Annotated in this window: 20 protein-coding genes; 10 read left to right on the top strand and 10 right to left on the bottom strand. The window is 37.7% G+C overall.

Features of this window, described 5'->3' with window-relative positions; genetic code table 11:
* Nucleotides 1-63: 63 nt before the first annotated feature.
* The 3 genes from rpmF to pdxA form a co-directional block, all read right to left on the bottom strand.
* Nucleotides 64-255, bottom strand: a complete 192-nt coding sequence (rpmF, locus tag MM214_RS09395) for a 50S ribosomal protein L32 (protein ID WP_241294655.1) — start codon at nucleotides 253-255, stop codon at nucleotides 64-66.
* Nucleotides 256-279: 24 nt separating this feature from the next.
* Nucleotides 280-846, bottom strand: a complete 567-nt coding sequence (locus MM214_RS09390) for a YceD family protein (protein WP_241294654.1) — start codon at nucleotides 844-846, stop codon at nucleotides 280-282.
* Between the two features lie 152 nt (nucleotides 847-998).
* Entirely contained in the window at nucleotides 999-2,024 is a 1,026-nt protein-coding gene (pdxA, locus tag MM214_RS09385; RefSeq protein ID WP_241294653.1) for a 4-hydroxythreonine-4-phosphate dehydrogenase PdxA, read from the bottom strand.
* Nucleotides 2,025-2,165: 141 nt separating this feature from the next.
* Between pdxA and rsmA the strand changes: the two genes are divergently transcribed.
* From rsmA to MM214_RS09365, 4 genes are all read left to right on the top strand, one after another.
* The gene (rsmA, locus tag MM214_RS09380; protein ID WP_241294651.1) at nucleotides 2,166-2,948 is read left to right on the top strand and encodes a 16S rRNA (adenine(1518)-N(6)/adenine(1519)-N(6))-dimethyltransferase RsmA; all 783 of its coding nucleotides are present in this window, start codon (nucleotides 2,166-2,168) and stop codon (nucleotides 2,946-2,948) included.
* The gene (mgtE, locus tag MM214_RS09375; protein ID WP_241294650.1) at nucleotides 2,936-4,303 is read left to right on the top strand and encodes a magnesium transporter; all 1,368 of its coding nucleotides are present in this window, start codon (nucleotides 2,936-2,938) and stop codon (nucleotides 4,301-4,303) included. Before rsmA ends, mgtE begins: the two co-directional genes overlap by 13 nt.
* Before the next feature lie 202 nt (nucleotides 4,304-4,505).
* Nucleotides 4,506-6,155, top strand: a complete 1,650-nt coding sequence (pgi, locus tag MM214_RS09370) for a glucose-6-phosphate isomerase (protein WP_241294649.1) — start codon at nucleotides 4,506-4,508, stop codon at nucleotides 6,153-6,155.
* Between the two features lie 170 nt (nucleotides 6,156-6,325).
* On the top strand, nucleotides 6,326-7,333 hold the full coding sequence (locus MM214_RS09365) for a zinc-binding dehydrogenase (RefSeq protein WP_317208455.1): 1,008 nt from the start codon (nucleotides 6,326-6,328) through the stop codon (nucleotides 7,331-7,333).
* A 6-nt stretch (nucleotides 7,334-7,339) separates the two neighbouring features.
* On the opposite strand, the gene MM214_RS09360 is transcribed toward MM214_RS09365, so the two are convergent.
* Nucleotides 7,340-7,672, bottom strand: coding sequence for a tetratricopeptide repeat protein (locus MM214_RS09360; RefSeq protein ID WP_241294648.1), 333 nt, complete (start codon nucleotides 7,670-7,672; stop codon nucleotides 7,340-7,342).
* Between the two features lie 76 nt (nucleotides 7,673-7,748).
* Between MM214_RS09360 and MM214_RS09355 the strand changes: the two genes are divergently transcribed.
* From MM214_RS09355 to MM214_RS09340, 4 genes are all read left to right on the top strand, one after another.
* On the top strand, nucleotides 7,749-8,486 hold the full coding sequence (locus MM214_RS09355; protein WP_241294647.1) for an electron transfer flavoprotein subunit beta/FixA family protein: 738 nt from the start codon (nucleotides 7,749-7,751) through the stop codon (nucleotides 8,484-8,486).
* Nucleotides 8,487-8,516: 30 nt separating this feature from the next.
* Complete coding sequence (locus MM214_RS09350; RefSeq protein WP_241294645.1) at nucleotides 8,517-9,485, top strand: electron transfer flavoprotein subunit alpha/FixB family protein; 969 nt, start codon at nucleotides 8,517-8,519, stop codon at nucleotides 9,483-9,485.
* 5 nt (nucleotides 9,486-9,490) lie between these two features.
* A complete protein-coding gene (locus MM214_RS09345) occupies nucleotides 9,491-10,093 on the top strand; it encodes a bifunctional nuclease family protein (protein WP_241294643.1) in 603 nt (200 codons plus the stop codon).
* Nucleotides 10,094-10,263: 170 nt separating this feature from the next.
* Entirely contained in the window at nucleotides 10,264-11,550 is a 1,287-nt protein-coding gene (locus MM214_RS09340) for a NupC/NupG family nucleoside CNT transporter (protein ID WP_241294641.1), read from the top strand.
* 630 nt (nucleotides 11,551-12,180) lie between these two features.
* Here the strand turns inward: MM214_RS09340 and MM214_RS09335 are convergent.
* Together MM214_RS09335 and pckA are read right to left on the bottom strand one after the other, a co-directional pair.
* The gene (locus MM214_RS09335; RefSeq protein ID WP_241294639.1) at nucleotides 12,181-12,618 is read right to left on the bottom strand and encodes a peptidylprolyl isomerase; all 438 of its coding nucleotides are present in this window, start codon (nucleotides 12,616-12,618) and stop codon (nucleotides 12,181-12,183) included.
* 120 nt (nucleotides 12,619-12,738) lie between these two features.
* Nucleotides 12,739-14,340: a phosphoenolpyruvate carboxykinase (ATP) gene (gene pckA, locus MM214_RS09330; RefSeq protein WP_241294638.1), complete on the bottom strand. Its 1,602-nt coding sequence runs from the start codon at nucleotides 14,338-14,340 to the stop codon at nucleotides 12,739-12,741.
* Nucleotides 14,341-14,879: 539 nt separating this feature from the next.
* Here pckA and MM214_RS09325 point away from each other — a divergent pair.
* The gene (locus MM214_RS09325; RefSeq protein WP_241294754.1) at nucleotides 14,880-16,445 is read left to right on the top strand and encodes a peptide MFS transporter; all 1,566 of its coding nucleotides are present in this window, start codon (nucleotides 14,880-14,882) and stop codon (nucleotides 16,443-16,445) included.
* An 80-nt stretch (nucleotides 16,446-16,525) separates the two neighbouring features.
* On the opposite strand, the gene MM214_RS09320 is transcribed toward MM214_RS09325, so the two are convergent.
* From MM214_RS09320 to MM214_RS09305, 4 genes are all read right to left on the bottom strand, one after another.
* On the bottom strand, nucleotides 16,526-16,678 hold the full coding sequence (locus MM214_RS09320) for a hypothetical protein (RefSeq protein WP_241294637.1): 153 nt from the start codon (nucleotides 16,676-16,678) through the stop codon (nucleotides 16,526-16,528).
* Nucleotides 16,679-16,800: 122 nt separating this feature from the next.
* Entirely contained in the window at nucleotides 16,801-17,013 is a 213-nt protein-coding gene (locus MM214_RS09315) for a hypothetical protein (protein WP_241294635.1), read from the bottom strand.
* Nucleotides 17,014-17,438: 425 nt separating this feature from the next.
* Nucleotides 17,439-17,795 (bottom strand): response regulator, encoded by a 357-nt coding sequence (locus MM214_RS09310; protein WP_241294633.1) that lies wholly within the window; start codon nucleotides 17,793-17,795, stop codon nucleotides 17,439-17,441.
* A gap of 138 nt (nucleotides 17,796-17,933) precedes the next feature.
* Nucleotides 17,934-18,497, bottom strand: a complete 564-nt coding sequence (locus MM214_RS09305) for a DUF4136 domain-containing protein (RefSeq protein ID WP_241294631.1) — start codon at nucleotides 18,495-18,497, stop codon at nucleotides 17,934-17,936.
* 138 nt (nucleotides 18,498-18,635) lie between these two features.
* On the opposite strand from MM214_RS09305, the gene MM214_RS09300 reads away from it, so the two are divergent.
* Nucleotides 18,636-19,535: a DUF3078 domain-containing protein gene (locus MM214_RS09300; RefSeq protein WP_241294629.1), complete on the top strand. Its 900-nt coding sequence runs from the start codon at nucleotides 18,636-18,638 to the stop codon at nucleotides 19,533-19,535.
* The last annotated feature ends 129 nt before the right edge of the window (nucleotides 19,536-19,664 follow it).

The following is a 19,664-nucleotide window of genomic DNA, read 5'->3' as shown; positions in this document are numbered from 1 at the left end:
ACAAAAATCCATCCCAAAACATTGAGATGGATTTTTTGTAAAAGGCCTTTTTTGTAATTTTTGTTAAGCAAGAACTTCTTTCTCCATGATAACTTGTCCTTTGTAGTACAGTTTACCATCTAGCCAAAATGCTCTATGAGGAAGGTGAAATTCTCCTGTAGTAGGACATTGTGCCAATGAAGGAGCAGTTAACTTATAGTGAGTTCTTCTCTTGTCTCTTCTGGTTTTCGAAATTTTTCGTTTAGGATGCGCCATCTCTATACAATTTTTAGATTAATCTTATTTCTTTAACTTTTTCAATATGTCCCATCGGGGATCATTTTTTTCTGATGATGTATCTTCAGAAGATTCATCTTCTTTCTCCTCCTCAGCGTCTTCATCATCATAATATACCAACTCACCCTCTCCTTCAAAGTCTTCATCATCCATTTCTTCATAATAGTCTGGATGAATCTTCTTGGCGGGTAGGGCCAGTAGAATAAATTCATAAATTAATTGCGCTACATGTATGCTGGGTGTGTCACGTGTGATCATGAAAACATCTTCTGTAATTTCAGCCTCTTCTTGGCCATATTTATAGATGACTCTTTCCGTCGTCGAGAGCTTATAGTCAAACTCCTCCAGACTTCTATCACATATCAACCTGACTTTACCTGCTATCTTGAAAGCTACTTCCATGAGTGAAGTTAGCTTGTTGATTTCTACCGTAGCATTTAAATTCCCATCTTTTAGGAAATCTTGAACTTCAAAGTGACTGAAAAACTCTCCATCTACAGGGAAGGTGAATTCATGCTTTCCTTCCTTGAGTTTGATGACATCTATACTATAGTTTTTTAAGAATTTCATCTAGCCCTCCTTATTTCAAGACCGCAAATTTAGAGATTCCATTTAGAAAAATAAAATTTGGCAGGAAATAATTTTATGGTATTTTGATATATTATTGATTTAAGTAAGAAATCACTTCAATTTTGTTCCATTCGGTCTATTATACCAGACTATCATTCCTCTTCCTCTTCCCAGTTGCCTCTGTTTTTGAGTATATCATAAGCTTGAAATATCGCTGATTTCATGGATCCTTCATCTGCAACATTTTTTCCGGCTATGTTATAAGCAGTGCCATGATCAGGAGATGTACGCACTATCGGAAGACCTGCGGTGAAATTCACGCCTGTTTCGAAAGCTAATGATTTGAATGGAATCAATCCTTGATCATGATACATGGCTAGCACGGCATCAAATTTTTTCTGATGAAGCATTCCGAAAAAGCCATCTGCGGAGTATGGGCCAAAGACCATGTCACCATTTTCTTTGTAGGATCTAATGGCGGGGGAGATTATTTCTATCTCTTCATCTCCCAACAAACCATCTTCTCCTGCATGTGGATTCAATCCTAGGACCGCAATTTTTGGTTTGAGTATTCCAAAATCATCCTTGAGTGATTGTTGCATTAAGTCGATTTTTTTCTTAATGTTTTCTATCGTGATGTTTTTTGATACATCTTTCAAGGGGATATGCCCAGTGACAACTCCAACCCTAAGGTCTTCTGCCACTAAAAACATCAAGCTCTCTTTTGTTTCAAAAGCCTCGGTGAGGTATTCTGTGTGTCCAACAAATTTTAATTGCTCGGAATTAATGTTGTTTTTGTTGAGAGGAGCAGTCACCAAGGCGTCTATCTTGGCGGCCTTTAAGTCGGCGATAGCAAAATCTAAAGCAGCTAGTGCAAGCTTACCTGCTTCCTGTGTTTCGACCCCTGGGATGACTTCTGGACTTTCTTCTACTACATTGATAAGGTTTATTTTTTTGTGGTGGATTTCATCCACCGATCTGATTTGCATGAAGTTAAAATCATCCATCTCCAGCTGCTTGCGGTAGAAAGTAATCGCTTTTCCATGAGCATATATCACAGGCGTGATAAGTTTCTGTAGTCTATTATCCGCTAAAGCCTTCATAGTAACCTCAGCACCTATACCATTTATATCTCCTATACTTATTCCAATGACTGGTTTTTGTTTTCTCTGATTCATCAGTTTTGTCTATACTTAAATAAATAATAAACTACCTATTTGACCATCTTGAGAATGATCGTTTTTCAAATAATTTAGACCTTAATGATTATTGTCTTATTTTTGGAATTGCAATTTAGATAAAAAAATTAGAGTAATCGTATGGAAAAGGTCAAACCAAAGAAACACCTTGGTCAGCATTTTCTCAAAGACTTGAGTATAGCAGAGAAGATTGCCAAGGCAGTGACAGGCCATCAAGGAGTCAAGAAAGTCCTTGAAATAGGGCCTGGTATGGGGGTATTGACTGATTTTTTGTTGGTCGAAAATTGGGATCTTTATCTGGTTGATATCGATAAAGAATCTATTGCCTATCTCCAGCAAAAGTACCCTGAGATGGGAGACCGAATCATCGATGGAGATTATTTAAAGGAGGATTTTGGATCTGTGATGGGAGAAAAATATGCTGTTGCAGGAAATTTTCCCTATAATATTTCCAGCCAAATTTTCTTCAAAGTGCTAGAAGAAAAAAATCAAGTCACAGAAGTAGTTTGTATGCTGCAGAAGGAAGTTGCAGAACGAATTGCCTCGCCAAAAGGCAATAAAGACTATGGAATACTTTCTGTACTACTTCAGGCTTATTATGATATAGAATATCTTTTCACAGTTCCTCCTGGGGTTTTTAATCCTCCTCCCAAAGTCAACTCAGGGGTGATCAGACTCAGGAGAAACCAAGTTGAAAAATTGGATTGTGATGAAAAACTCTTTTTTAGAACTGTCAAGCAGGGTTTTAGTACTCGTCGGAAAACACTAAGAAATGCGCTCAAAAGTATGGGATTGTCTGAGGAGCTAAAAGCTGATCCTATATTGGATAAGCGAGCCGAACAATTGGGTGTGGAGGATTTTATTTATTTAACCCACAAAATCAAATCATCGTGGAATCAATAAGACTATTTGAATTATCCAAAGAATACCTTGAAAGCTTGAGAGAAGCCATAGAAATGGCAGAGAATGATTTTATCAAGCAATCACTCGAAGGTGTCAATGAAGCAGATATTGCAGCACTTCTAGACGAGCTCAACATGCAAGAAGCTCTGTATGTGCTACGCTTGCTAGATGCCGAAGTGGCAGCAGATATTTTGATAGAGCTAGATGAGGACTCTCTGACCAAGGTGATCTATGAAATGGAAGCCTCGGAGCTTGCTGCATACATAGATCAGATGGATTCTGATGATGCAGTGGATATCTTGAATCTACTGACGGTAAGAGAAAGAGAAGATGTGATCAGCAATCTTCAAGAAAAGGAGAAATCAGCCCACATTTTAGATTTGCTTCGCTATGATGAAGACAGTGCGGGTGGTTTGATGGCTAAGGAATTTATCAAGGCAAATAAAAATTGGAATGTAGTTCAGACTATTGACGAAATAAGACGGCAAGCTGAAAAGGTAGAAAAGATATACTCTATCTATGTAGTCGATAATAAGCAACACCTTTTGGGAAGGGTTTCACTCAAAAAAATCATTTTGGCAGCTTCTGATACCAAGATTGCGGATATATATGAACCTGAATTGATTTCTGTACAAGCACATCAAGATGAAGAAGAAGTGGCAGAAATCATGAGAAAGTATGATTTGGAATCTATCCCAGTGGTGAATTCTAAAAATAAACTGGTAGGACGAATCACCGTAGATGATATTCTTGATGTGATTCATGAGCAATCTGAGGAAGATATTCAAGCGATGACTGGTATTTCCTCGGACGTAGAAGAGTCTGATTCCATATTTAGAATTTCAAAGGCTCGTCTACCTTGGTTGCTCGTTGGAGTCATTGGCGGTCTCATGGGGGCTAGGATCATAGATTTCTTTGAAGATGGATTGAGTAAGGAATTGGCTTTAGCTTCTTTTATTCCCTTAGTAGCTGCTACAGGAGGGAATGTGGGAATTCAATCTTCTTCTTTGGTGGTCCAATCTTTAGCCTCCAAATCTGTATTTGATGATACACCTTGGCAACGATTTGTAAAAGGCTTTTTGATAGCTTTGTTGAATGGGCTAGTTCTCGGAACTTTTGTCTTTTTGGTGGTCAAATTCATCTATGGTCACGAAGCTAAATTTGGACTTACCATTGGTTTAGCTATGTTTTGCGTAGTGCTATTAGCCTCCTTTATGGGGACAGTAACTCCTTTGGTGCTGAATAGATTTGGTGTTAATCCGGCAATAGCTTCAGGACCATTTATCACTACAGCAAATGACTTGATAGGTCTTGCGGTGTATTTTGGTATTGCGATGATGGTTTTGCAATTGTAAAAATCAATGTATTGAGCTATATAAAATTGATCTTACCCCTATTTTCGGATTATGAAAACTATAAACAGATAACTAGTGAAAATTCACCAATCTTTACAAGTTATCTAGATGGCATATGTAGATAGTTTAAAGAACATAATTAGATTTCGAGAAAACATATTTGAAACTTAAAAACATTCACCTGTTAAATCAATATCAATCAATGAAAAACATTAACCCTACCCAGACAAAGTCTTGGAAGAAATTGTCTCAATTGTCGCAAACTCATGCAGAGACCAGTATCAAGCAACTTTTTGAATCATCAGAAGATAGGTTTGAAAAATTCACCCTACAATTAGAAGATGTATTGGTGGATTTTTCTAAAAATAGAATCAATGAAGATACCATGCAGGCTTTGCTTGATTTGGCTGAAGAAGTTGATTTGAAATCAGCTATCGAAGCGATGTTTGCAGGAGAAAAAATCAACTTGACTGAAGATAGGGCTGTTTTGCACACAGCATTAAGAAATAGAAGTAATACCACCGTGAAGTTTGAAGGTGCAGATGTGATGCCTGATATCAACGCGGTGTTGGATCAGATGAAAACTTTTGCTGATCAGATTCACCAAGGGAAGTGGCTTGGCTACACAGGTAAGCCTATCAAGTCACTGGTAAATATAGGTATTGGTGGTTCTGACTTGGGCCCAGTGATGGTAACAGAAGCCTTGAAGCCGTATCAGCATCCGGATCTTGAGATTTTTTTTGTATCCAACGTAGATGGTACGCATATCGCAGAGACATTGAAGAAAGTAGATCCAGAGACTACCTTGTTTTTCATTGCATCCAAGACTTTTACCACACAAGAGACCATGACCAATGCGCATACTGCAAGAAGTTGGTTTTTGGATCATGCCAAGGATGAAGCTGCTGTTGCTAAGCATTTTGCAGCACTTTCTACCAATGCAAAATCTGTTGCAGCATTTGGTATTGATACCAAAAACATGTTCGCCTTCTGGGATTGGGTAGGTGGTAGATATTCTCTTTGGTCTGCAATTGGTTTGCCTATCGCTTGTATGATTGGATTTGATAACTTTGAAAAATTACTCTCGGGTGCTCATAGTATGGATAATCACTTCAGGTCGGCTTCCTTTGAAGAGAATATCCCTGTGATTTTGGCCTTGATAGGTATATGGAATACCAATTTCTTGGGAGCTACTTCTGAAGCTATTTTGCCATATGATCAATACCTGCATAGGTTTGCTGCTTATTTTCAGCAAGGCAATATGGAATCAAACGGAAAATATGTAAGTAGAGAAAATACAAAAGTAGATTATCCTACAGGACCTATCATTTGGGGTGAGCCTGGCACAAATGGACAGCATGCATTTTATCAGTTGATTCACCAAGGAACTCATTTAATTCCATGTGATTTTATCGCTCCAGCGAAGTCACATAATCCGATCGGAGATCATCATGTCAAATTACTTTCTAATTTCTTTGCACAAACGGAAGCTTTGATGAACGGCAAGTCATTGGAAGAAGTCAAAGCCGAAATGGAAAAAGCAGGTAAATCAGCTGAGGAGATTGAAAAAATAGCACCACATAGGGTTTTTGAAGGGGATAGGCCTACCAATTCAATATTGGTAAAAGAAATTACCCCATACACTCTAGGTCAATTGATAGCGATGTATGAGCATAAGATTTTTACCCAAGGTGTAATTTGGAATATCTTGAGTTTTGATCAATGGGGCGTTGAGTTGGGAAAAGTATTGGCCAACGCAATTTTACCTGAGTTGTCAGGTGAGGAGGAAGTCAAAAGTCACGATGCCTCAACAAACGGACTGATCAATGCATATAAGCAAATGAGAAAATAGAATAAGAAAATGAAAGGCTGTCTCTAGAAATTGGGACAGCCTTTTTTGACTCATATTAAGTGTCAATGTAAATTCTTTGTGTAACCATATACATAAACTTATCCTGATTCAAATATACAATTTTTCTATGCTTTGTCAGTCAGTTTATCATTTGTTAGTTACCTTTAGATATGAAAGATATGAAAGCTGTAGTCTTGAATACATCAATTCCAGAAAAGATTGAAGTCAAAGAATTAGCATTGCCAGAATTAGGCCCCAAGGAAGTCTTGATAAAGGTGAAAGCAGCCGCACTTAATCATCGAGATGAGTGGTGCAGGCAAGGATTGTATCCAGGACTGAAGGATGGGGTGACTTTGGGGAGTGATGGTGCAGGAATCATCGAAAAGATTGGGAGTCAAGTGGACCAAGAATTTTTAGAAAAAGAGGTTATCATCAACCCTGCAATGAACTGGGGTGATGATCCTATAGCTCAGTCCAAAGATTTTAAGATATTGGGCATGCCAGACCATGGGACGCTTGCATCATACGTCAAAGTAAAGGTAGATAGGGTTCATGATAAACCCGATCACATGACTTGGGAAGAAGCCGCCGCTTTACCATTGGGAGGAGTGACTGCCTACAGGGCCTTGATGGTTCAAGGAGAATTGAAATCTGAGGATAGTGTATTGGTTACAGGTTTTGGGGGTGGTGTAGCCCAGTTTGCAGCGCAGTTTGCGATAGCACATGGATCAGCTGTATATGTAAGTAGTAGCTCAGAGAGTAAGCTGAAGAAAGGTCAGGAAATCGGGGCCAAAGGTGTATTTAATTATACTGATACTTCCTGGACTAGTAAAGCATTGGAGCAGACAGGAGGCTTTGATTTGATAATAGATAGTGCCATGGGTGAAACTTTGGCTGATTTGATCAAAGTGATCAAACCTGGTGGAAGAATTGTTTTTTATGGAGCCACCAAAGGTAATCCTCCCCAGCTAGATGCAAGAAAAGTATTTTGGAATCAAATCCGACTAATTGGTAGTACCATGGGGAGCGATGCTGATTTTGAAGCTATGCTTGCTATGGTTAGTAAACAAAAAATCAAGCCACTCGTAGATAAAGTTTATGGCATGGAAGATGTTGTAAAGGCATTTGATAAGATGAAAATGGGGGAACAAATGGGTAAAATTGTTATCAAGCCTTGAGTTCATTCAAAACAAATCGTTGTCAATCAGGAAGTTTTGGTAGCTATTTTGTAGTTCTCTCAAGGCGTGATTATCGTTTTGGGACTTAGCTACATTGATTCCTTTTTGATAGATCAACTTTGATTTTTCAACTTGTGCAAGATCAGCAAATAGTTGAGCTGCATGGTAATAGGTTGGGAGATATTCGGGGTGATTTTGTAGAAGGTGATCAAAATGCTTAGCGGCTTCTTCTGGTTGATGTTCTCTGTGTTCGAGAGCCAAAGCATACCAATTAAATGGATTGTTAGGTTCTTGATCGATGAAGGTTTTGAGAAGACTGATTCGGGACAAATTGCTCATGATTTCTTTTTTTAATTAAAGCCTGAATGACTAAATTCACGCAATTTAAAATAAATAAATAACCTAAATATACATAATGAAAATTCTTGTTTGTATTACACACGTACCGGATACCACATCCAAGATTCAGTTTACTGACAATAATACCAAGTTTGATAAAAATGGTGTTCAATTTATCATTGGTCCCTATGATGATTATGCTTTGGCAAGAGCGGTGGAATTGAAAGAACAATTAGGAGCAAGTCTTACCGTACTGAATGTGGGAGAGGCCGATACGGAGCCTACTTTGAGGAAGGCATTGGCGATAGGAGCAGATGATGCTATCCGTATCAATGCATTTCCAAAAGATTCACTTTTCGTTGCTAGTGAAATAGCTGCCATAGCCAAAGAAAATAACTATGACCTTATCCTCATGGGAAGAGAATCTATTGACTTCAATGGTGGAATGGTACATGGAATGGTTGGTCAACTGCTTGGAATGCCTTCAGTATCTCCTGTAATGAAGCTAGATATCGAAGGAGATACAGTCAAAATGGCTAGAGAGATCGAAGGGGGTAAAGAATATTTGGAAGCCAAATTGCCTCTAATTGCGGGATGTCAAGAACCAATCGCCGAATGGAAAATTCCAAACATGAGAGGAATCATGTCAGCAAGAACAAAGCCACTGAATGTCATCGAGCCAAGCCAAAACCAGTCAGCTACAGCTGTAGTGGAGTTCAAACTTCCACCAGCAAAAGGAGCCGTGAAGTTAGTGGACAAAGACAATGTAGAAGAATTGGTCAAATTGCTGAAAAACGATGCCAAGGTTCTTTAATTTTCAATAACCCTATAAAAAATAGATATCATGTCAATTTTAGTATATATAGAGCACGCTGATGGTGCTATCAAAAAAACAAGTTTGGAAGCTGTATCCTTTGCCCATGCGCTTGCTCAGCAAACGGGCGGAGGTGATGTGGTGGCCGTAGGTCTAGGTACCATAGCAGAAGATCAGCTTGCTAAAGCTGGTGAAGCTGGTGCTTCGAAGGTGTTGTATGTCAAGGATAGCAACCTAGATGCAGGAGTGATCCAAGCTCATGCTGATGCAGTTGCTCAAATTTATGAGAAGGTAGGAGCAGAGACATTGATTTTAGCTACATCTTCATTGGGAAGTGCTGTAGCTGCTCGCCTAGCTGTAAGGTTACAGGCTGGATTGGTATCCAATGTAGTAGAACTACCAGATCTTTCTTCAGGGTACCAAGTCAAAAGAAGTATCTACACAGGAAAAGCATTTGCTGTGACTACAGTAGATACAGCGCATAAAATCTTGGCGATCAAGAAAAATGCTATCGATTTGAAAACAGATGGTGCTACAGCTTCAGTAGAATTGGTGTCGTTAGATATAGCTCAAGCCAATTTTGCAACTACGATTACCTCTACGGATCAAGCTACGGGAGAAGTATTGCTTCCAGAAGCAGATATTGTAGTGTCAGGGGGTAGAGGACTTAAAGGTCCAGAGAACTGGGGGATGATAGAAGATCTTGCAAAAGTTTTAGGAGCTGCTACTGGCTGTTCCAAACCAGTCTCAGATATTGGCTGGAGGCCACATCATGAGCACGTAGGACAAACGGGAGTAAAAGTTGCACCAACTTTGTACATAGCAGTTGGAATTTCGGGGGCGATTCAACATCTTGCAGGTGTAAATTCCTCAAAGTATATTGTAGTTATCAATAAAGACCCTGAGGCGCCATTTTTCAAAGCGGCAGATTATGGGATCGTTGGCGATGCATTTGAGGTATTACCCAAACTAACTGAAGCAATTAAAGCCGTAATATAGGAACTGTGGATAATACTATTGAATTAGAAATTCTTGGGCTAACATCAAATCATTCCCAATCGGGATCATTTACCTTGGTATTGGGAGAAGTAGAAGGCAGGAGGAGGCTTCCCATCGTTATTGGGATGTTTGAAGCTCAGGCGATAGCTATAGAGATAGAAAAAATCATCCCTAATAGACCAATGACTCATGATTTGTTCAAATCTTTTGCGAATGGATTTGGATTTACTGTCGATTATATTTTGGTTTCTGATATGCAAGAGGGCGTCTTTTTTGCTAAGATAGTATGCAAAAGTGGTGTGCGAGAAATAGAGATCGATGCAAGACCATCTGATGCAATTGCTATTGCTGTCCGGTTTGATGCTCCAATATTTTGCACTGCTAAAGTAATGTCTGAGGCTGCAATTGAAGTGAATGAAGGGGATGGGTTGGAGCCTGAAAAAGCACACAAACCTAAAAAGGCAACACCATCATCGCCAAAAAAATCGAAAGATAGCTTGAAAGATTTCAGCTTAGAGAAGCTTAATCAAATGTTAGATTTGGCTATCAGTAATGAAGATTATGAAAAAGCAGCTCGTATAAGAGATGAAATCAATAAAAGGAATTGATTCATTGAGAGTTTTTGTATAATCAATTGAAAGACCCAGCTATAAGTTGGGTCTTTTTATTTTTTTGATTTTGTAGTCAATCCAATCAAATCGTACTTTTTTGGCTTAAATCATTTATCTTTAGCGGATAAATAAAAAAATAATTAATTAACCTATCCGAATTTGCTTGAATGGATTATTTCAGAGGACTTATTGGAATCGCAGTATTACTGTTAGTAGCGTTTATTTTTTCGGCCAATAAAAAGAAGATTGACTGGCGATTGGTCGGTATAGGAGTGATTCTTCAGGCTGTATTCGGATATTTGATCACAAAGGTTGAGTTTGTAGCTCAGATTTTTGCGACAGTTAGCAGGGGGTTTGTGAAGTTTTTGAGTTTTTCAGAAGCTGGAGCCACCTTTATTTTTGGAGATTTAGCGACCAATTCCTTTGGTTTTATATTCGCCTTCCAGGTTTTGCCTACCATCATATTCTTCTCGACTGTATCTGCTGGATTATACTATTTAGGAATACTTCAGAAAGTTGTTTTTGTGATTGCATGGATCATGTCTCGGACGATGAGGCTTTCAGGTGCAGAGTCACTGTCTGCCGCAGGTAACATTTTCTTGGGCCAGACCGAAGCACCATTGCTGGTAAGACCATTTATTCCTACGATGTCTAAGTCCGAGCTTATGTGTCTGATGACAGGAGGAATGGCAACGATTGCTGGAGGAGTACTCGCTGGATATGTAGCTTTTTTAGGTGGTGATAGCTTGGAGGAGCAAAGTAGATTTGCAGCGTATCTTTTAGGAGCAAGCATCATGAATGCACCTGCTGCGATTGTGATGTCCAAGATCATGATACCAGAAGTCAATAAGGAAAATATCAATGATAAATTAGAAGTCAATCAAGAGAATATGGGAGTGAACCTGATTGACGCCATGTCTATAGGTGCGTCAGAAGGTTTGAAATTAGCCTTGAATGTAGGAGGGATGCTACTTGCATTTATTGCGGTCATAGCGGCCTTGAACTTCCTACTTTCTGGTTTGATTGGAGATTGGACAGGTCTTAATGCATTTGTTGTATCAAGTACAGACGGTCAGTTTAGTGGATTTTCTTTGGAATATATATTAGGTCAGATTTTTAGACTTTTTGCATGGGTGATAGGAGTGGAGTGGAGTGATACTTTAGCCGTAGGCTCACTTTTAGGTCAAAAGACCGTGATCAACGAATTTGTAGCATATCTTTCTTTAGCGGAATTGAAAGCAGGAGATAGCTTGTCCCCGAAGTCTATTGTGATTGCTACTTATGCTTTATGTGGTTTTTCTAACTTCAGCTCTATAGCTATTCAAGTGGGAGGCATAGGAAGCATTGCACCGAATCAACAAGGAAACCTTTCAAAACTTGGAATGCAGGCACTTCTAGCTGCCACGTTGGCTTGTATGATGACTGCCACCATTGCAGGGGCTCTCTTTGGTTGATAGCGTCAACTTTATCATATCAAAAATCAAAAAGTAGCACTTCCCTGAAAGGGAAATATATTTAAAACTCAAGGCATCGCCTTGGGGTGTTAAGCTTCTTGCCTTCATAGCGCCTTGAAAGGTGAATGAATGGAAAAAGTGTACGGTGCAAGAAGCGGTGGTATAGGGAAGATGTATACTGCCCTTTCAGGGCGTAAGTCGCAAGGTGGAAAGAAACTGTCCAAGGCGATGCCTTGGGATAGTGTAAAAAAGGCTTTCAGCCTTGTGATGTGCTTTGGGTGTGCCAGAAAATGTTAATAAAATCTGATTATACGCTTTTTTGCCAGCAACTTCAATTCATTGGCTCAACAGGGTGTTAATGGTCAATATCCTTAAGTACCCAATATCGATTAATATCGGAAGTTAGATAAAACGGAATTTTGTAATGTTATTGGCAACGTTCAGTATATATTTATATAATAAAATTCAATTTTCATAACCTTTTAATTAATGAGCAGATTTAGCAGATTTTCCAGAATTATTAAGATTTTTTAGAGAGAAGGATATTAAACTCTAGATTTTGCTGAATTTTTTGCTGATAAAAAAGTCTTCCCAAAAAAAAGACTTGAGTTTCCCCAAGTCTTTTTCATATTAATTTTCGTGGATGATGATTTTTTCTATCGCATCCCCAGGTCTAATGTCATCGATTACATCTAGCCCTTCTACAACTTTGCCGAAGCAGGTGTGATTTCTATCTAAGTGACTGGTATTGTTTCTGCTGTGACAGATAAAAAATTGGGAACCTCCGGTATTTCTTCCAGCATGAGCCATAGAAAGTACTCCTCTGTCATGATACTGATTGTCTCCAGTTAATTCACAGTCGATTTTGTAACCTGGTCCTCCAGTACCAGTTCCGTTCGGGCAACCGCCTTGAATAACGAAGTCTGGAATAACTCTATGAAATGTAAGTCCATCATAAAAGCCTTTCTTTGCTAAAGTCGTAAAGTTTTCTACTGTTTTTGGAGCGTCATTTTCATAAAATTCCACTTTCATCACGCCTTTGACGGTATGTATTTCTGCTGTTTTCATATTTTTTATAAGGTTTGGACAAAAATAGCAATTCTTTAGAGAATTGAAGTAGCATAAATCACAAAAAGGAGTGCGAGAGCACTCCTTTTACTTGGGTTTATATGAAATAGGGTCAATCGTTTATAGGTTTGGAGATCCTGCTAAGATATCCTCAGTTGCGAAATCTTTGTACTTTTCAAAGTTTGCGATAAAGGCAGCTCCAAGTTCTCTTGCTTTGATATCGTACGCATTTTTGTCTTCCCAAGTTGCTCTTGGGCTCAAGACTTCATAGGGGACATTTGGACATGTCTCAGGTATAGATACCCCAAAGACGCTATGTTTTCTATAGTTTACGTCATCTAAATGACCTTCAAGTGCGGCAGAAATCATAGCTCTGGTATACTTGAGCTTCATTCTGCTTCCAATTCCATAAGGCCCACCAGTCCAGCCTGTATTGATGAGCCAAACATTTACCTGATGTTTTTCCATTTTCTCACCAAAGAGCTGTGCATACTTGGTAGGGTGTAGGGGTAGGAAAGCTGCTCCAAAACATGCTGAAAATGTGGTGCTAGGTTCAGTTACTCCAACTTCAGTACCTGCTACTTTGGCTGTATATCCAGATATAAAATGATACATTGCCTGACTTTTATTCAATTTTGAAATTGGGGGAATAACCCCAAATGCATCTGCTGTGAGGAAAAAGATGTTTTTAGGGATTCCAGAAAGAGATGGGATAATAGCATTCTGGATGTGATGTATAGGGTATGCTGTTCTGGTGTTTTCTGTTACCTCAGAGTTGCTATAATCTACAGTTCTTGTACCTTTTACAAATCGCGTGTTTTCTACAATAGCCCCAAACTTAATAGCATCCCATATTTCTGGTTCTTTTTCTCTGCTTAAATCTATAACTTTTGCATAACAACCCCCTTCGAAATTAAACACAGTATCTTCTGTCCATCCGTGCTCATCATCTCCAATGAGTCCTCTATGAGGATCAGCTGACAAAGTCGTCTTTCCTGTGCCTGAAAGGCCAAAAAAGATAGCCGTATCACCATCTTTCCCAACATTTGCAGAGCAATGCATGGAGAGTACTCCATGCTCGTGTGGAAGGATGTAGTTCAAGACTGAAAATATACCTTTTTTCATTTCACCAGCATAGCCAGTACCGCCTATCAGAATGATTCTTTTGGTGAGATTTATGATTGCAAAGTTTTTTTGTCGTGTCCCATCGATCGAAGGTTCTGCTTCAAATTCTGGCACACAAATGATTGTAAAATCTGATTCGAAATTTTCTAAATCATTTTCAGTAGGTCTCAAGAACATGTTGTAGCAAAAAAGATTCTGCCATGCCAAAGTGTTGACAATGGTAAGGTTAAGCCTATACTTGGCGTCTGAACCAGCAAAAGCTTCTCTGACATACAAGTTTTTGTCAGCCAAAAAGTCGATCATTTTATGGTATAAAGCATCAAATTTTGCCTCTTCGAATGGTATATTGACATCTCCCCACCACACTGTATTGGATGTATTGTGATCTTTGACGATATACCTATCCTTTGGAGATCTTCCTGTGAATTTACCAGTATCTGCCATAAGTGCTCCAGTATCTGTGAGCACTGCTTCCTGATTTTTGAGTGCATGCTCTACCAATTCGGCAGGACTTAAGTTCCAATGTGTGTTGGAAGCGTGATGGATGCCAAGCCCAATTAAGCTTTTACCAGCTGATTTGAGCTCTAGTTCTTGCATTGTCATGTTGTTTTATTTGGGTTATTTCAGAAGCCAAAGATATGGAAATATGAATTCTAATTTTTCAAAAAAGTGCTTTTTTTTACATTGCAATCGATTACGTAATCGGATTTAGTTTCTTTAACCCCTTAACTCATTACGTGTTGTATTTACACTTTTTGTATTCAGATTCAATTGATCTTTTTTTAGGAGTGAAAATCTCACCTAGGATAATTTTGAGAAAATCAGCAAGTGTTATAAAAGGTAGGAGGGATTCAGTAGGTAGGTAAAAATTATAATTCAAAAAAAACACTTATCATTGTAGCTGTAATATGTAACAGTTTTATGAGTCAGGCTACATGGATAATTGGGAGGCTTCATTTTCAATTTTGTTGATGATCTTGTGTTCTGGATGATGATAAATCCCCATTTATCAGGATTGAATTGTAGCTAGCTTTTAAATCTAAAAATTGTATTACGGACAAAATGATGTAATACAATAGGAAGAAAGTTTCAACCTTAAATAATTAAAAGAATTGGAAAAACTGCCAAATGACGCAATGAAATCAGTCGGTCAGAATTTATTGGATGGGCCTACGGTTTTTGGTCATCCTAAGGGACTTATGACACTCTTTTTTACTGAAATGTGGGAAAGGTTCAGCTACTATGGGATGCGAGCTTTATTGATTTTATTCATGACCACACCAGTATTGAGTGGTGGGATGGGATTTGATGATCGTACCAGTGGAGCTATTTATGGACTTTATACCATGGGGGTATACTTGCTGGCTTTACCAGGAGGCTGGGTAGCAGATAGGATTTTTGGATTGAAAAGATCAGTTTGGTACGGTGGAATCATCATTACTATTGGTCACTTTACAATGGCACTTCCGGGATTAATGAGTTTGATTGGAGATCATGCTGTAGGGAATTCTACTGAATTGAGCGCATTAGACATCAATTCCTTTTTTCTGGGATTAGTCTTAATCGTTGTGGGTACAGGTCTTTTGAAGCCTAATATAAGCTCTATTGTGGGACAATTGTATCCAGATGGTAGTAGCAAAAGGGATGCGGGTTTTTCAATCTTTTATATGGGAATCAATATTGGGGCTTTCATAGCGCCTATTGCCTGTTCTACACTGGCAGTTTATGATTGGCATTTGGGTTTTGGTCTTGCAGGCTTGGGCATGCTTATTGGATTGGTACAATATAAGGCTACAGGGCATTACTTGAATGGCAAAGGAGAGCCAGTGGCAGCAATTACACCAGAAGAGGTCGAATCGAGAAATAAGCTCATCAAGTTTACTACACTGGCAGCTGTTGCTGCTACAATTTTGATCAGTCTGTTTTTTATGGGAGTGGTTAGCATTGATGCTATTCAAATTTCCAATTGGGCATATAACATTATCGGAATTGTAACCCTAGTATATTTTGCTTTTATTTTTATGTTTGGGGGTTTGAATGCAGATGAGAAAAAGAAAACATTTGCGCTGGTTTTTGTGATCATATTTTCAGCACTTTTCTGGTCTGGATTTGAGCAAGCTGGTTCAACTTTGAATTTGTTTGCAGAAAGGTTTACTGATAGAAACTTTTTGAATTGGGAGATTCCTACAGGATATTTTCAGTCCGTAAATTCCATGTTTATCATTATTTTTGCACCAATATTCGGTGCAATGTGGGTTTGGCTAGGTCGAAGAAACCTTGAGCCAAGTTCACCTCTAAAGTTTACTTTTGGACTTTTGCTCTTAGGTTTAGGGTTTTTGGTGATGTATTTTGCAGCTAAGATCGCTGCCTCTGGTGAGCTTGCTGCTCCAACTTGGTTAGTGTTTACTTACATGTTGCACACTTTTGGTGAGTTGAGTTTGAGCCCTGTTGGATTGAGTTTGACTACCAAGCTAGCTCCCAAAAAGTATCAAGGTCAGATGATGGGGATGTGGTTTATTTCTGTTGCTTTGGGGAATTTGATCGCTGGGAAAATAGCAGGTGAGGTGAGTGGAGGAAGTGAAGAAGCTATTCAAGCTATGCCAAGCCAGTACTTAATGATCGTAGCTACAGCTCTAGGTGCAGCGCTTTTACTTTTTTTGATTAGTAAACCAATTAAAAAATTGATGGGGAATGTACATTAAAAAAAGAGGCTCTAATTTGAGCCTCTTTTTTATTTGTTTTATTTGGACTGTTTTACAGGTCTTAAGTAGAACAAGAATGATTAATGATTGTCTTCTTTATTTGACTTTTTGAATAGCGTACTTCTTACATCTATGGCTGTGATACCAGCTCCAAGTCCTATCAAAATGCATACAATGAGTAGAAAAGCTTGAGCTCCAGGAGCAATAGGCGAATTGAATATTTGTAATAACATAGTATATTGATTTGATCAGTTGTCTTTTTAATTTGGATGCAAGATACTACACAGAACTAAGTCATCAAAGTAGTAATAAAAAAAAGCGAGATTTGATTCAATCTCGCCTTGAATTGGTTCTGTTAGTCAATTTCGTCGTCGAAATCATCATCCTCAAAGTCATCGAAGTCTTCATCGAGTCCATCGAGTTCATCATCATCGAAATCTAGAATTCCATCATCGATCAGTTCTGTGTCTTCATCTAGATCATAAACTTCGTCTTGGAACTCTTCGGAAAATTCATCATCATCCTCGAAGTCTTCAAATTCATCAAATTCATCTTCAAAATCGTCCATAATATGCTGTTGATTAAGTTTCTTATATATGCATTGGATTACACTATGCTAAATACTGGAAAATTTTTATTTACATCAATAGTTAGCCTCTAATATTTTTTTATTCTTATTAATAGTCATTGATTTTCAATAACCTAAAATATTTTCCGTTTGGTGGGAAATAAACTTGGTAAGTTTTGGAATGTTTCAGGTATAGATAAAAAATTATGGATATACGGAACTTTGCCAATAACATTACAAAATTCCGATTTATCTAACTTCCGATATAAATTGATATTGGATACTTATGGATATTGACCATTAACAACCTGTTGAGCCAATGAATTGAAGTTGCTGGCAAAAAAGCGTATAATCAGATTCATTTATCACTATGATAAATAAAGATGATGATATAAAAGTTTTCTCTTTTGAATGGAACAAATTTTTTAATTGAAAATCGTTTTTATGTATTTATTAACCAATGGCTTAGAAAGGTATTTTTTTACCAAACTATAATTATTGGCTTTATTAATATCTTTTTCATCTACAGAACTGCTGAGAATGTATATCTCGGGTTGATAATCAGCTGGGGAAAACTCCTCGAGAAAGTCCCAACCTGTCATTTCTGGCATATTAATATCCAAAAATAGATAATTGGGATGGATTTCATTTAAGTCTTGAAGTGCATCGGTGGCATTTTCAAACTTGAAAAACCTACAAGGCTCTTTGATGTATTTGGTTATTAGCTTTTCAGTGATAAAAGTGCTAATTGGATCATCATCTATTAAAACGATTTTTAACATTTCAAGTGCAGAAAATTTATTTTAAAATACATTAATATACATTCAAAATTAATTATTTTATTTTTCTAAACAAATAACTTTTCAAGATATTTTTGGAGAATTCTAATTTTAGATTTACGGCTTATGATGAATACTATTTTAAGAATTCTTCATATGCTGATCGTATGCATCAATTATTTTATCTACTGATTTGATAAGTTTCTTTTGTTTTGATTTTTGGGAAGAGGCTTCTGATACTGCGGTGATAGTCATTAGCATTTTGTCTTGCTTGGGATCTATGAAATCTATAATCAATTGAATGAGCTCATAATCTTTGGTGGAGACCATGTTTCCACGATTCATAAATCTGGGATCAAACATCCACGGATCCCATACACGCATTCCCCACATAGGAAATTGGTTTTGATAAACGTCCTTTTGTCTAGGATCCTCATTGGAACTGAATCTAATCACTACGTCAGGTCTTTCTTTGTCATAAGTGAGACCTAGGTTTTGCATGTTTCTTTCAATCTGATTGATGATTTTTTCATTCATCAATACATCCTCAAAGCCATGAATAGCAACTTCCTTGTTGACGATTACGAAAGTCTTATTTTCTTTGTAAGGTTTTTGTTCAACTCTTTCTTTGAAAAGCTCAATGGAGCTACAAGAGAAAAATAAGCCAGATAAGCTAATGAATAATATAAATTTCTTGATGTTCATAGTTGCACTTTTAAGATAAAACGATTAGAATGTTTGAATAAGCATATAAAATCCTCAATTTTGAATCATGAATCTAAAATGCTTTCTCAAACTGTTGAGATTGAATATTAGCATTTATTTTAACTATAACTTATATCGATGAAACATTTGTTTATTTATGTATTCGCCTTGGCAATGGTATGTAATGTACAGGCACAAACCTTAGATTCACTGGCAAGTGAATTGGTTAAAGATACGACCTATTGGCAGTCAGAGTTTAGTGCAGGACTTAATTTTAATCAGGCAGCATTTAGTGGGAATTGGAAGGCAGGGGGAGTCAACTCAGTTGCTTTTGGTACATTAGTTACAGGAAAAGCGAATTATGCCAAAGGTAAATGGTCATGGGATAATCAAGCTGAGTTAATATATGGCATTGTAAAAAATGAAGGACAAGAATTCCGAAAATCAAATGATAGGATTTTCTTCGATTCTAAAATAGGATACAAAACTGGAGGTAGTTGGTCATATTTTAGTTCGGTGAACTTTCTTACACAATTCAGTGATGGATTTGAGTATGGACCAGCAGACCAAACAACTTTGATATCTGGTTTTTTTTCTCCTGCATTTTTGACTACAGCATTTGGTATGGAGTATAAGCCAAACAAAGAATTTGCGCTGAGAATAGCACCATTTTCACCACGCTTTACTTTTGTAACTGACCCAAATGTAAGTACAAATGTTCCCAATAATTATGGTGTACCCATAGGCCAGACAGTAAGGACAGAATGGTTGGCTTTACAGCTTTTTGCTACTTACGATAAGGATATTACCGATAATTTATCAATCAAGACCAGGTATCAGATGTTTGCCAATTATGAGACTTTGGCATTCAAGACAATTGATCACAGATTGGACCTGATGCTTATTGCAAAGATTACTAGGTTTGTAGATGTGACATTTACCAGTATCAATGTTTATGATATTGACATGGATCCGGGAATTCAATATTCACAAGCATTAGCACTAGGGATTTTATACAAAGTCAGTAACAAAAAGTAGGTCTTTGTATACCTTTTTCTTTAAATATTTTGAAAATTATTTTTTTATAGTATTTTTGTTCTAATTGTGGTAGTTAAATAATAGTTGGTTTAGTTTTCATATAAAGAGCAGAGGAAATTCCTCTGCTTT

The organism is Belliella kenyensis, assembly GCF_022549675.1.
Lineage (GTDB): Bacteria > Bacteroidota > Bacteroidia > Cytophagales > Cyclobacteriaceae > Belliella > Belliella kenyensis.
This window is presented reverse-complemented; position numbering and strand designations above follow the sequence as displayed.

Excerpts from the sequence above, each read along its gene's own strand:
- rpmF (WP_241294655.1), bottom strand. The coding sequence starts at position 255 with ATGGCGCATCCTAAACGAAAAATTTCGAAAACCAGAAGAGACAAGAGA.
- MM214_RS09390 (WP_241294654.1), bottom strand. The coding sequence starts at position 846 with ATGAAATTCTTAAAAAACTATAGTATAGATGTCATCAAACTCAAGGAA.
- pdxA (WP_241294653.1), bottom strand. The coding sequence starts at position 2,024 with ATGAATCAGAGAAAACAAAAACCAGTCATTGGAATAAGTATAGGAGAT.
- rsmA (WP_241294651.1), top strand. The coding sequence starts at position 2,166 with ATGGAAAAGGTCAAACCAAAGAAACACCTTGGTCAGCATTTTCTCAAA.
- pgi (WP_241294649.1), top strand. The coding sequence starts at position 4,506 with ATGAAAAACATTAACCCTACCCAGACAAAGTCTTGGAAGAAATTGTCT.
- MM214_RS09365 (WP_317208455.1), top strand. The coding sequence starts at position 6,326 with ATGAAAGATATGAAAGCTGTAGTCTTGAATACATCAATTCCAGAAAAG.
- MM214_RS09360 (WP_241294648.1), bottom strand. The coding sequence starts at position 7,672 with ATGAGCAATTTGTCCCGAATCAGTCTTCTCAAAACCTTCATCGATCAA.
- MM214_RS09355 (WP_241294647.1), top strand. The coding sequence starts at position 7,749 with ATGAAAATTCTTGTTTGTATTACACACGTACCGGATACCACATCCAAG.
- MM214_RS09350 (WP_241294645.1), top strand. The coding sequence starts at position 8,517 with ATGTCAATTTTAGTATATATAGAGCACGCTGATGGTGCTATCAAAAAA.
- MM214_RS09340 (WP_241294641.1), top strand. The coding sequence starts at position 10,264 with ATGGATTATTTCAGAGGACTTATTGGAATCGCAGTATTACTGTTAGTA.
- MM214_RS09335 (WP_241294639.1), bottom strand. The coding sequence starts at position 12,618 with ATGAAAACAGCAGAAATACATACCGTCAAAGGCGTGATGAAAGTGGAA.
- pckA (WP_241294638.1), bottom strand. The coding sequence starts at position 14,340 with ATGCAAGAACTAGAGCTCAAATCAGCTGGTAAAAGCTTAATTGGGCTT.
- MM214_RS09325 (WP_241294754.1), top strand. The coding sequence starts at position 14,880 with ATGAAATCAGTCGGTCAGAATTTATTGGATGGGCCTACGGTTTTTGGT.
- MM214_RS09320 (WP_241294637.1), bottom strand. The coding sequence starts at position 16,678 with ATGTTATTACAAATATTCAATTCGCCTATTGCTCCTGGAGCTCAAGCT.
- MM214_RS09315 (WP_241294635.1), bottom strand. The coding sequence starts at position 17,013 with ATGGACGATTTTGAAGATGAATTTGATGAATTTGAAGACTTCGAGGAT.
- MM214_RS09310 (WP_241294633.1), bottom strand. The coding sequence starts at position 17,795 with ATGTTAAAAATCGTTTTAATAGATGATGATCCAATTAGCACTTTTATC.
- MM214_RS09305 (WP_241294631.1), bottom strand. The coding sequence starts at position 18,497 with ATGAACATCAAGAAATTTATATTATTCATTAGCTTATCTGGCTTATTT.
- MM214_RS09300 (WP_241294629.1), top strand. The coding sequence starts at position 18,636 with ATGAAACATTTGTTTATTTATGTATTCGCCTTGGCAATGGTATGTAAT.